Source organism: Pseudarthrobacter sp. ATCC 49987, from assembly GCF_009928425.1.
Lineage (GTDB): Bacteria > Actinomycetota > Actinomycetes > Actinomycetales > Micrococcaceae > Arthrobacter.
This window is the reverse complement of the sequence record NZ_JAABNS010000001.1, coordinates 1,272,648-1,284,490: the sequence shown is the minus strand read 5'-3', so window position 1 is coordinate 1,284,490 and position 11,843 is coordinate 1,272,648. Positions and strand designations below refer to the sequence as shown.

The window sequence follows — 11,843 nt, the reverse complement described above, 5'->3', positions numbered from 1 at the left end:
CACTTTTAAAAGTGCAATGACCTAATACACGTTGACGCAGTACTGGATAGTGAACGATACATGTCCTTCTGCAGTCAGGTCAGCGAGGTGCTCACCTGCCGTTCGAGGATTGATTCCATACTGGACGTTCATGTTGTTAGCGACTGCTATTATTCCGTCCAAGGCATGAGCTCTGATGGCCCCTTTTACAGTCTTTGGATCGTAGTTTCCAGTAAGCGGGTCTCGCTTACTTACCAAGTCGCGAATCTTGCGCTCCGTCATGTTGAGAGGATTGACCTTATCGCCGTCCCAGTCGTCGCGCTTGTTGAAGACAACCTTTATCGTGAGGCTATCTGAGACATCATCTTGTCCTATAGCTCCCTCTTGAGTCTCGTCGCTTGTTTGAGTGACGATCAACGCGGGTAAGTTGAACGTAGGGATAGCTTCAGGATCGCCGTCGTAATAGGTAGCGAAGGTATCAGCGAATGTGTCCTTCATCAGGTGCAGCATGCGTTGCACGTTGTCTTCATACTGGCTAGACACCTGAGGTACTCATCTTCCCGGCAATGTCGTCAGCAACGAACTGGACTACCATCCGCTCACGCCGGTCATCCACAAGCATCATCACGCGCTCAGGAACACCGCGGCCATCCTGGTGGTACTTGAAATATTCCGCTTCATTCCACAAGCTCGCGGACAGCTTGGTTGACTTGTGCTTGAAAGAACGGTTCATCAATCCGCTACGGATTAGTGGTGGACGACCAGGGAACGTACGAGCCTTAAAAGCTGCATAGTTCGAGTGGAGCGCCGGCCATGGTCTACCGATGATTCCTCCACGAGAGGCGAACACCTCGCCAGAGAAGAATCCTGTCAAGTAGCGGCCCGTCTTATCCATTGAAGCGCTGAGGTCTAGAACGGATACTCCGAACTTCTTGAGCCGTTGAATCAGTTCGTCGTCGCCCTGGACTGTGATGACGTAGGTCACTAGAACGTGTCCCCCATACGGAAGAACCTTGGCGCGTCGTCACTCGGATCGCCTGGGTAGCCGGTGACACCGTTGGAAGTCGTGAGTGAGATCCCATCATCATCCGTCAATACAGAGGATCTCGTCTTGTATCCCTCGATAGCAGCTCGTGCATCCTTGAGCTTCTGCCTGTTGCCGGCTGTCTCTCCGTAGGCGTGAACCAAGAGCATCGCTGCGGCCAGCTGGATAGTGAGAGTACGAATGATGGCGGGCACGGGAGCGAAGGGGACCGTATAGGCACCAGGGACTGCTGAAGGTTTGATTGACACTTTGCCTGTGAGGATTTGATCCTTGCGGGTGGAAGGATGTTCATCATGCCCAAAGCCTTTCCCGAAGAATTCCGCCGCGATGTCGTCGCGGTTGCCCGCAAGGGCGAAGCGCCCATCATCCAGATCGCCAAGGACTTCGGTGTCTCGCCCGCTGCCCTGCACCGCTGGATGAAGATCGCCGACAGAGAAGACGGCGTGAAGTCCGGGGCGGTGTCCGATGACGCCGCGAAGTTGCGGGAGGCCAACAAACGCATCCGGCTCCTGGAACAGGAAGCCGAAGTCATGCGCCGTGCCGTGGCCTACTTGTCCCGGGACATCAACCCAAAAAAATGATGTACCCGCTGGTCCGCGAGCTGGCTGCCAGGGACGCCCCGATCCGGGTTCCCGTGGCAGTGTCCTGCCGGGTACTGAATTTCTCCAGACAGGCCTACTACCAGTGGGCCGCCAATCCCGTCCCGGCCCGGGACTGGGAAGAAGCGCATCTGATCAACGCCGCCATCGATCACCACCGGGACGATCCTGCCTTCGGATACCGGTTCATCGCCGATGAGATCAACGCCGGTCCCGGCCCTGGGGCCAGTGAACGCCGGATCTGGCGGCTGTGCTCGGAGAACGGCATCCTCTCGGTGATCCACCGCCGGCGCCGGTCAGGGCTCAAGGCCGGCCCGCCGGTCCACGATGACCTCGTCGAACGGGACTTCAGCGCCACGGCACCGAACCGGAAATGGCTCACGGACATCACCGAGCACCACACCGGGGAGGGCAAGCTGTACCTGTGCGCGATCAAGGACCTTCACTCAAACCGGATCGTCGGGTACTCGATGGACGGGCGGATGAAAGCGTCCCTGGCCGTCGCCGCCCTGGACCACGCCGTGGCCCTCAGGAAACCGGCGGGCACGGTGGTCCACTCGGACAGAGGGTCCCAGTTCAGATCCAGAAAGTTCGTCCTGGCCCTGAACACCTACGGCCTGAACGGATCGATGGGCCGGGTAGGGGCATGCGGTGACAATGCAGCGATGGAATCGTTCTTCTCCCTGCTGCAAAAGAACGTCCTGAACCGGAAACGATGGGAGACCCGGGCCGAGCTCCGGCTGGCCATCACGACCTGGATCGAGCGCAGCTACCACCGCAAACGCCGTCAACGTGCCCTCGGACGGCTGACACCAATCGAGTTTGAGACAATAAAAAACGCGGCCTCAGCCGCGTAAGAAATTATCAACCCCAGCTGTCAACTAAACCTTCAGCAGTCCCCCACTCAAAGACGCGTTGATCTCCGATTCAGCATTGCGGCGCTGCAGCTCGACGTCGCTGTCGGGAAGGTTGTAGGCCTTTTCAAATCCAGCTTCCTTCCGGATCTCAGCTAGGGAAGCGTAATGCGCAAAGTCATCTCCGCGCCATGCGTCGAAGTAAATCAGTGGCGTCTCTACATTGGAGATCGGATTGAAGTACGTGTAGCGATACCAGAAGGCACTAGAGCCCGTTGAGTCTTGGTAGTAGGTCGAAGCCTGGTCAGGATCGATTGTACGAGTTGTCAGAACGGTGAACTGGTTGTCGGCTGGAACGGCGCCGTCAACATTCGAGGCACGATAGATATGGATCGAGTCGCCAAGTACGGCTGTGACAGGCTCATAGCGCGTGTGTGGCAGCTTGAGTGCGGCGGACAGGTTGATAGTCGTCTCACCACTCAAAGACGCAATGACGCCCTTCTCGCAGCCTTCACGCGATGGTTGGCCCACGTAAATGGATTGGCCTATTGCGAATCCCTGGGTGCTCCGTACGGTAAGCACGGTTGAAGCTGCTACATAATCCGAGCTGAGTTCAGTTCGCTCTAGGACGTTTATCTCGTTGAAGGAATCGATTCGTAGGGTTGTGCTCATATATGTCTTCATTTAAACACTGCACACCAACAATTAAAAGACCCCTCATAGTTGAGAGGTCTTTGTCATGGCCGGTTCAGCCTAAAGATTCATGGCCTGTTGCTTCGTATAGTCAGGAAGTGTCACGAATGGCCGGTTGATGCCCTGGTCAATGTGGATGCGAGGGATAGAAGAACGACTAACCGATACGAAGGTTGGGCGGGTGCCTTCACTCGTATAGGCCACGTACTTCCATGTAGCTCCGTCATCTCCGCTGATAAGTAGGAACGTCCTGTTGGCTGACGTGCCGTTGCCTAGTGCGTAGAGCACACCGTAACGACCCTTGCTCATGCCCAGGATGAACGACTCTCTGCTTGTTCCGTACTTACTAGCCACATCGTGAACGTTCAGAAGCTTGCCTTCAACTGTTGGAGAGGCCGGCTGGTACTTGTACACACATGAAGGATAGTTGTCAGGAGTTAGGAATATGTCTCCGTTGTCCGCTTGAGCAAAGGCAGTGAGCCCTCCACCTTTCGACGCGCCACCTGTAGTTGGATAGTCACCGATGTTCGCGCCCAGGGTGCCATCGTTGTTCAGAAGGTATGCGCCTGTCTCCAGCCCGTGAGCCATAGACAAATACATCTGATCGCTCGTGTCGCGCCAGAGCATGTGGAAGTGGCGGATGGTCCGGTTCGTCAGGTTGCTTGGGTCAGGCCCTGGAGGGTGAGTGTAGAACTTGGTCCAAGCTGCGCCGCCGTTGACTGACTTCCATACGTTGTAGGCAAACATCGCTGTGTTAGACGAGTTGTATTCGTTCACGTAGAGATCCCCGTTGTCACGCTCGATCATGTACCAAGCTGAGTCTGATTCAAGGGTGAGCACTGTGACGAAGGTTTCACCCCCATCAATTGAACGGGCAATCGTTGCAGCGTTGTTCGTGAGAGCCGTACCGAAGAACAGGTAGCCGCGGGAGTCTTCGAAGTTCAAACGAGCATTGCGGTTAGGGTGTGCCTCTGAGAACTTCTGCACCCATGTCACTCCCCCGTCTATGGACTTATGAATAGCAAACGGGCTGCTGGTCGCTGTCAGGATGTCGCCGTTGGCTCGCTCCATCACAATGCCCGACATCTTGCTCTTGAGTGGCACAACTTCTGCGGAGCCTGCTACAGATAGTCGGCTTAAGCTCATATGGCGAGGCGTACCGTCTGGGTAGTTGGTTTCACGCTGATGTCATCGAACCAGCCATCCATGATGAGAGTGGCCGCGCCATCGTTACCCGTTACTCGACACTGAAGTTCAATGAAGTTACAAGTGGCTTGTGTGGTGAAGTTGAAGGAGTACTTAGTCCAGCCTGTAGTCGTAATGACTGCGGTTGAAAGGACAGTGGTAAGAGCCGTGGCAGCGCCGTTGTACTGGACAACAGCCAAGCGGGCACCTGATGCGCTAGCGCCACTCACAAGGTTGGTCTTCATCCAAAACTCGACAGTGTAGGAAGTGTTTGGAGCAACCGTAATGGCGTTGAGTCGCAACTTTTGGTTCGTAGCTGTGCCTGGGACCGCACGAGCGTACATGAATGAGCCAGCCGCTAGTGTGGATACCTTCATTGAGTAGTTACCCGAGTACTTCTCGGCAGTGTCGAACATGGCCTGACCAGTGCCGCCCTTATTAGTCGCCCATGTATAGGCATCGTTACTAGCGGAGCCTGTGGCAGTCCCAGTGATAAACACGCTGGTACTCGTCGTCGGCGCCACGAAAGTAGGAGCTAGTTCAAAGTCGCCGTTCTTCTGTAAGTTTTCCCAAATAGGTCGTCTAGTTGCCATGGATTACCTACTTGAAGAACACGGTGCAGTCGATAGTACCGCTTACTGTGATGAAGAGGCCGGTTGCAAACTCCACGGATGGAAATGCGTAGTAAGTGCCCACTGCTGGTGTGAAGGTGTTTATAAGGACAGTGCTAGCCGCAGTTGTGCTATCCCATAATTTGATCGTTGGAGTTGTACCAGACGCTACGAAGATACCCTTGAGCCGGCCTGCGCCAGTCTTCACAAGCACGCTTGCCGTTGTGTTGACGTAAGAAGAACGGTCTTCAGCTTTTAGAACGTCGTTCAAGAGGTCTTCACCGGCGATCTTGTCGCGAAGGGTAAATGATCCGGTGACGCCCGCGGATCTAGTGTCATTGGCTGCGTTGATCGTGACGGTTGCTGAGCCCGTCACCACTGCATCGGCGCTAATACGGAAATACTTAGCCCCGCCCACGGTGACCAGGAATACCCCGACCGCCGCTGAGGCAATAGTTTCGCTATAAACCCCAGTATTGAAGTTGAAGACCATATCCGGCCCGACCGCTACCCACGTTGCACCGTCGTTGGAGACTTGTGGTGTCAGAACTCCGGTATACGTCCCCGTGACCTGGACCGAAACACTGTCCACCGGCTCCCTATAAGTCGATGAGCTCTTGTCCGCTAGTTTGACGAATGATCCGGGGGTTGCCGTACCCGTAGTCGGATTTAAGTTTTGCGTGGTAATTGTTCCTGTTACTGTTACGCCCATTCAATGGTTCCTGTTTAAGTTCTATTTCCATAATTGCACGAATAGGTAACTAATAGAATAGGCCTAATAGAAAGAGCGCCCGTTTTAGGCGCTCTCAATAGCTGTGTGACGTTCTAACTTCTATTTCGAAGCAGTGGTCGTCTTTGTCTCAGGAGCCTTCTTAGCGGCTTCCTGTGCATCTTTTAGGATCTTCTCTGCTTGAGCTTTCGCATCGGCAATCAGCTTCTCAGCTGCTGTCGTTGCTTCCGCAAGGGCAGTTTCGGTCACATCCTTAGCCTTTGCTTCAGCTGCTGCAAGGGTCTTGTCAGCTTCAACGGTTGCTTCGTCTGTGATCGCCTTAGCCTTTGCTTCAGCTGCTGCCGTCTCGGCTTTGGCAGCATCTTCTGCCGCTTCCTTGACTGCTGGATCTTCAACTACACCGATATGGATCAATCGCTCGATCGTCGCCTTCGGAGCTTCGAGGGTCTCCCCTGCTTTGTAGATCACGCCGTCAAGCTTGATCTCGCTCTTGGCTGTACCTTTTACTGTGTCTGCCATGGCTATACCTCGAGAACAGTTACGTTGTATTGATTCGCTGTCGTTGCAGCAGCGCCGAGGGTAACCGTGAGGGTTGTACCGCTTAGCGCCACGTTGTCGACAAACTGATCCTGGTTGCCTGCTGGCAAGATGCCGAGAATCTTGACGCCGGCTTTCACCGTTGCTGTTCCGCTGGTTGCGGCTGCGTTTACAGTGACTGCTATGGTCTTCAGGTTGGTAGGAGCGATTGCCCCTACCATGTACTTGATTTTGCTAATTCCACTAGCCATACGACTAAGCTCCCGTCGCGAACGCGTCCTTTAGTAGGTACCAAGCGTCGGCCATGATCATCTCGTAGTTGTAGTAGTCAGCGACCACAATTTCTGTGTGAGATGGGTTGTTGATCGATTCTTTGGTGACTTCACGAGCGTCTTTGAGTTGGAATTTGTAACCACCGTTGACGCTTTTGCGGCTTGGTTTGTCAGTTACGTAGCCAAAGAGAACGTCGTTACCCCAAATGTTCCTGATGTCATCAGCGAGACCTTCTTCACCGAAGTTGGCGCTAGCCTGTCCGATGTAGATGTTCTTGATGCCGAACGGACCAAACAGTTGCTTGAGCTGTTCAAGGCTTACAGCACCACCCTGGGCCCATTTGAGGCGGTCCAAGATGTCTGGGTGGCTGATAAGTGAAAGGTAACCTTCACGGCTAAATGCCATTGTGTTGTACTTCAGGAACTTGCTAGAAGTAACTGCTGTTTTTATGTCTTCGAACGGATTCGAGTTAGCGTAGTCAGACCAACGGCTTGTACCTGTAAGGGTGCGGTTGTTAGTGATGACGGCAGTGTTGGTTAGCTTGTCAGCAAGTGACTTCTCATCGACGAGAGCCATAACAGACAAGACGTTCTCAGTTTCATCTGACTCAGGGTTGAATGGATCGTCAGTGAGTTTGTAGTCCTCTTTCGTGACGTAACCCGAGAGAGCGTGCTCTTCAAGCGGCTGAGCGTTCTTGTATGAACGAGTCTGCGAGATGCTCTTAGCCTTTGAGAGGCCGGTGCGCACAGAGTTAGCTGGCAGTTGGAGATTCTCCTTGCCGAACTCTGGGATTAGGAATGTTGGTTTGGTGACTGGCACCACTGGGAATAGCTTCTCAGCGATGAAGTCTTCTTGATCGTTGAACCACGCGTTAGCGACATTTGTGAGCGCTTGATCGACGTAAGTTGGTTGATTGGCCATATCAGTTATGCCTTCCTTAGAACTTTTCGTTTAGTTTGATATATTCGGCGATTGCGCCAGCTGAGCCTGCACGGACCAGTCGACCAATGACACGGTTGCCCGCGGTAGCAGTGACTACAGCTTGGCCGTTAGCGTCAGTGGTGATGTATGCGTCTTTGGCAGTGTTAGCTGCGATTTTCACCTTGAATGTGCCGGTTCCGTTGAGCAGCACGACGTCGGCTGTGCGGCCGGCGACTGGTGCGTTGTCCAGGACACCGATGATGGCGTCAGTAGCTGCTGTTGCGAGTACTACCTTGCCGTTAGCGTCGAGTTTGACGATGTGATATTTCTTGCCGGTGAGGTCTACAGCAGCCGTTGCGCTGTAGCGTTCACCTGGTTGGAATGTTGCCATGTTATTGCTCCTCCTTGAGCTGATCTTTTAGTGTTTCGTCGGCGTCGAGCACCTCTTTACGAGCGTCGGCATATGACTTTGGCTTGCCTGCTGTGCGGGCGTCGGCCAGAACTTTCTGGACCCGCTCATGCACAACCTGGCCAGCGTCAGCTACTACCGCAGCTCCGCCGTCACCGATCTCGCCGTTAGTGACGAGCTTGTTCTCTGGAAGCGCTGCGAGGAACGTCTCCAGTGTTTTGCGATCGTCGCCGCGAGAGGCGAGCAAGATCTTGACCAATTGGTCTTTCTGACCGCTCTTGATCTGGCCAGCTGTGATACGAGCTGATGCGAATGCGCTTGCTTCGCTCTGTTGAAGCTTCTGAGATGCCTCACGGCCAGCTGCTGCGTCCGCTTCAAGCTTGGCTAGGCGATCAGCGTTGATAGTGACTGGTTTGGCACTTGCTTCGATCTTGGCTGCTTCCTCAGTTGCCTTTGCCTCTTCGGCGGCCTTAGCATCGGCATCAGCCTTTTCTGCTTCTTCCGCAGCTGCTTTGTCGGCTGCTTCTTTCTCGGCAGCTGCTTTAGCTTCATCGTCAGCTTCTAGTCCGAACGCAGTCAGCTCTTCAGCTGTCAGGTCCGCTTTGTGCTCGGCCAGGAATGATTTCTCATCTTCCGTAAGGTCGGCAACTTGCTTGGCGCGAATATCTTCTAACGTCATGTGTTCTCCTTCGTTATTTTTCTCACTGTTGCCAGCGGCACTCGCCTTCACTTTCTTGTTGGGCAAACGCGACGCCGTGATTGGCTTCAGTTTCTTGAAAAGAGGGATGTTGGTAAGTGCAGCACCCGTGAGCACGTTGCTGACAAAGTTGTACTCTTGCTCTGGGTCTTCCCATGGGTAAGAGCGAGGGTTGAATTCTGGAGAGATGTATTTCCACTCACCGTCTTTGATCGCCTGTTCAGCGGCTGGAGTCCATTCAGGATCAGCGAGGAGTGCTGCGCCGTCTTCACTGGCGTAGAGCTTAGGCATCCATCCGGCTGCCTTGTCCCACGAGTCATGGCCGTAGTTCAGAGGAATCTTTGGGTCTGCTTCTACGAGACCAACACCCTGGTTAGCGTTGATGACGAATTGCTGAATGTCATCGGGAGTGATTTCAAACTCGCCGTGCCATGGAGTGTTCCATGTACCGGTTCGAAGTAGCTCAATAGTCTTAGGCGCATTGCCTTGTGAATCTGCGCTAATTTTTACTAGGTTGTGAAATGCTTTTATTGCCATATGTCCTTAATGTCTTAAATATGGCTATAGAAGTCAATAGGGATTATTCCTAATAGTTGTAAATCAGACTGCAACGGCAGCGTGGGTGCCCTGCCGGCCTATCTATTTCTTGTCCATTAGGTAATAGGAAAAGTTCGTCCATGGATATCGTTTTGCCAATAAGTGGGGAGCAGATCTTGCACGCACCGCTGAGGCCGTCCCAAGTCTTTGTCTTGGCACCTGTCTGCTTGGCGTAGTGCTTGAGCCCTGTTTGGTAGGCGTTGACTGGCTCTGTCTGGGCAATGAGTTCGGCGCGTATCGGGTTATCGATGACTTCTAAGATTCGGAGTCTGGCTTCGTGGACGTTCTCCCCCATGGCGATGCTCTTGGCCACTGCCTGGCGGATTAGGTCGCGGCTCGTGTCCGTAACCCGCGAGACCAGCTTCGCCGTATGCCAACGAGCTGCATTCTGAATTGCCACGTCAAGCGTGGCGTACTCCATGGCGGCATAGCCTGCTGGATATCCGTATAGGGCTTCACCTGCTACGGCTCCCGTGGCCACTAGGTCAGTGATGATGTCGATGATGGCAGCAGTCAGTATGACTTCTTCGGCTTTCCAGACTGGATCGTCATTGTTGAGCACCGGCCCGTTGTCTGCCTTGATCGGCTCAGGTAGTCGGGACCAATCAACGTAGCCCTGCGCTCGCGTAGCAAGCTCATGCAAGTATTCGCCTGAGGCTGTTTCTAAGCGTGCCTCAAGTGCCAGTAGCTGTCGGAACGTGTCCGTGTTCGCCTTATAGCTTTCCTGCCACTCCTCGGCTGCGTGGATGGCTATATGCAGCTCTTCGCGTGCCCTAAGAAGTTCTGCTCTTGTCGCCATAGAGAAGCCTCGTTAGTGATGCTGAGACTTTGCCAGCCAGGCTCTTGAGTGCGTTGGCCTCTTTAGGAACGCCATCGCCGTCAGGAAGGTCGCCGTAGTTGATACCCGTGGTCTTGAGAGTCTTGCCGTTGTACTGAGCGCCTAGAGCAGCAACCCATTTATCTGCCGTTGCCTGATCGTGTTTTACGTAGGCGAGAGTCAGGTGCGGCTTGTATTCACTGAAAGTCTGGATGTGAGGTAGGAGCGTCAGTCGCTCATGGCCATCAATGAGTTCAGGAGACTTCTCAATGTGAGCCACGATCGCGAAGCTCTCGCCTAGGTCAAAGTAGCCAACCTCTTCAATCGTTACTGAGTCAGCACTCCAGCCATCGAGCACTGTATCGACTTTGTCCTTCCAGATGTTGCCGTTTTCGAGGAGTCCGTAGAGCAGAGTGACATGGGCTTCTGATTCAGCGACAGCTCCATCTCCCCAGCCTTCCTTGACCACCAGGTCATTAGCGGCGTCTTCAACGTGTGACTGCACGTCCAAGAGTTCTGTGTCCAGCATGATGCAGCCCATATCGCTAGGGTCGACACCTGTGCCGTCGTACAGGCCTGGGAAGTCTTGTGAACTTACCTGAGCAACCACGCCAGCAGATGTCTTGCGAACATCCGCAGCCACCTTCTTCGTCTCGGCCTTGGCATTACTGCGTTCCTTCTTGTCTTCATCGCTCAGCTTTGGGAACTCGATTAGCTGGCGTATGTGGTCTTCATCGGCTTCAGTAGGAGTGATAACGCCAGACTTCACGAACTTCTCAACGGCGCCGGCTAGAGCAGAGACATCCTTCTGGTTGACGTCGCCATGTGCGAGCGTCGGGTATTGGTCGACGGTGAAGTTGAGGTCCACGAGGGTCTTCACGACATAGCCAAGGGTGTCTGCAATGTAGTCGAGTACAGATTCAATAGATTGGTTGAGCAGGATGTGCTGGTCTTCGCTCACTGAACGCGCACCGCTCGCACCGCTTGAACCAAGCTCCAAGAACTGGGCCAGTACGTTCTTGGTGATCTGGCGGTCATGATGATCGCGGCTAGGACCAATGTCTTTGAGGCTGTGCGCCTGCATGTCCATGAAGTTGATATCCCAGCCTTCTGGCTCCTCGATAAACGACTCTTCATTGGCACGGAGATTGCGCACGACGTTGCGCGCTGCTTCACGCTCAGCGTCGGTTGCCGTCCGCGGGTACTTGATCTTCGGTACGCCGAGAGAGTGGCGCTCATGACCTACAGCGTCGATCTGGTCGAACTTATCCACGTAGTACCAGTGCTTGTAGGCAGTACGGAGGATACTGACGCCCTCGTAGTTGTCGCCCTCTTGCTCGTTGGTGAATACGATCAGCTTCTCTAGCGGGATCGCGACACTCTTACCGTCAGATTTCCGGAAGGTGATGCCTGGAGTATCCGGACCCGCTTGCCAGGATTCAAGGCCAGTCTGTTTACGGAAGCCCAGTTTGGTGAGCACGATGCGCTCTACGCCGTCGACGTCTTCAACCTCAAACACCATCTCGAAGATGGCGTAACCCATCTCTAGGTAGGTGAGGATCTCCCCCAGGACTTTCTTCCACTTGAGCCGGCTAAATAGGTTCCAGTGCACAAAGTTAGAAACTTCGATATCTGCCTCGTCCTCAGATGCCGGAGCAGCGAAGAACTTAGTTGCCTTGATCGGGTATTTGATCGCCTTGAGTGATGCTCCAACGCTCGCATCGGAGCGGCGCATCTCTTCCCATACCTTGAGAGCTTTGCGGCCGGACAGGTTGAAGTTGTACTCTTCACCAGTAATAACGCCATGGAAAATATGTGTTCCAGAGTCACCCATTTCTGGGCTGACTATTAGTTTCTTTTTCTTTGTAGAATTACTGGCCATCTACTTGCAATATA

General features: G+C 53.9%; 14 protein-coding genes. 1 reads left to right on the top strand and 13 read right to left on the bottom strand.

What is annotated here, in order from left to right:
* Positions 1 to 21 precede the first annotated feature (21 nt).
* Complete coding sequence (locus GXK59_RS06070; RefSeq protein WP_160665172.1) at positions 22 to 498, bottom strand: hypothetical protein; 477 nt, start codon at positions 496 to 498, stop codon at positions 22 to 24.
* A 16-nt stretch (positions 499 to 514) separates the two neighbouring features.
* The gene (locus GXK59_RS06065; RefSeq protein ID WP_160665170.1) at positions 515 to 964 is read right to left on the bottom strand and encodes a hypothetical protein; all 450 of its coding nucleotides are present in this window, start codon (positions 962 to 964) and stop codon (positions 515 to 517) included.
* Between the two features lie 353 nt (positions 965 to 1,317).
* Here GXK59_RS06065 and GXK59_RS06060 point away from each other — a divergent pair.
* Positions 1,318 to 2,480, top strand: a protein-coding gene (locus tag GXK59_RS06060; RefSeq protein ID WP_160664497.1) for an IS3 family transposase whose coding sequence is annotated in 2 segments (ribosomal slippage) — positions 1,318 to 1,596 and positions 1,599 to 2,480 — 1,161 coding nt in all. Because the reading frame shifts where the segments join, the coding sequence is not laid out codon by codon here.
* A 24-nt stretch (positions 2,481 to 2,504) separates the two neighbouring features.
* On the opposite strand, the gene GXK59_RS06055 is transcribed toward GXK59_RS06060, so the two are convergent.
* The 11 genes from GXK59_RS06055 to GXK59_RS06005 all read right to left on the bottom strand — a co-directional run bounded on the left by GXK59_RS06055 (position 2,505) and on the right by GXK59_RS06005 (position 11,829).
* A complete protein-coding gene (locus GXK59_RS06055; RefSeq protein ID WP_160665168.1) occupies positions 2,505 to 3,161 on the bottom strand; it encodes a hypothetical protein in 657 nt (218 codons plus the stop codon).
* A gap of 69 nt (positions 3,162 to 3,230) precedes the next feature.
* Positions 3,231 to 4,316, bottom strand: coding sequence for a WD40/YVTN/BNR-like repeat-containing protein (locus tag GXK59_RS06050; protein WP_160665166.1), 1,086 nt, complete (start codon positions 4,314 to 4,316; stop codon positions 3,231 to 3,233).
* Positions 4,313 to 4,948, bottom strand: coding sequence for a carbohydrate binding domain-containing protein (locus tag GXK59_RS06045; protein ID WP_160665164.1), 636 nt, complete (start codon positions 4,946 to 4,948; stop codon positions 4,313 to 4,315). The genes GXK59_RS06050 and GXK59_RS06045 overlap by 4 nt, the downstream gene beginning before the upstream one ends.
* A gap of 7 nt (positions 4,949 to 4,955) precedes the next feature.
* Entirely contained in the window at positions 4,956 to 5,678 is a 723-nt protein-coding gene (locus GXK59_RS06040) for a hypothetical protein (RefSeq protein ID WP_160665162.1), read from the bottom strand.
* 120 nt (positions 5,679 to 5,798) lie between these two features.
* Positions 5,799 to 6,215, bottom strand: a complete 417-nt coding sequence (locus GXK59_RS06035) for a hypothetical protein (protein WP_160665160.1) — start codon at positions 6,213 to 6,215, stop codon at positions 5,799 to 5,801.
* Between the two features lie 2 nt (positions 6,216 to 6,217).
* Positions 6,218 to 6,484 carry a hypothetical protein gene (locus GXK59_RS06030; RefSeq protein WP_160665158.1) on the bottom strand — a complete coding sequence of 89 codons (267 nt, stop codon included), beginning with the start codon at positions 6,482 to 6,484 and terminating at the stop codon, positions 6,218 to 6,220.
* Positions 6,485 to 6,488: 4 nt separating this feature from the next.
* The gene (locus GXK59_RS06025) at positions 6,489 to 7,427 is read right to left on the bottom strand and encodes a hypothetical protein (RefSeq protein ID WP_160665156.1); all 939 of its coding nucleotides are present in this window, start codon (positions 7,425 to 7,427) and stop codon (positions 6,489 to 6,491) included.
* A gap of 16 nt (positions 7,428 to 7,443) precedes the next feature.
* Positions 7,444 to 7,818, bottom strand: coding sequence for a DUF2190 family protein (locus GXK59_RS06020; RefSeq protein WP_160665154.1), 375 nt, complete (start codon positions 7,816 to 7,818; stop codon positions 7,444 to 7,446).
* A gap of 1 nt (position 7,819) precedes the next feature.
* Complete coding sequence (locus tag GXK59_RS06015; RefSeq protein ID WP_160665152.1) at positions 7,820 to 9,070, bottom strand: phage protease; 1,251 nt, start codon at positions 9,068 to 9,070, stop codon at positions 7,820 to 7,822.
* Between the two features lie 49 nt (positions 9,071 to 9,119).
* A complete protein-coding gene (locus GXK59_RS06010; protein ID WP_160665150.1) occupies positions 9,120 to 9,929 on the bottom strand; it encodes a phage minor head protein in 810 nt (269 codons plus the stop codon).
* Positions 9,904 to 11,829: a phage portal protein family protein gene (locus tag GXK59_RS06005; protein WP_160665148.1), complete on the bottom strand. Its 1,926-nt coding sequence runs from the start codon at positions 11,827 to 11,829 to the stop codon at positions 9,904 to 9,906. Before GXK59_RS06005 ends, GXK59_RS06010 begins: the two co-directional genes overlap by 26 nt.
* Positions 11,830 to 11,843: the final 14 nt, after the last annotated feature.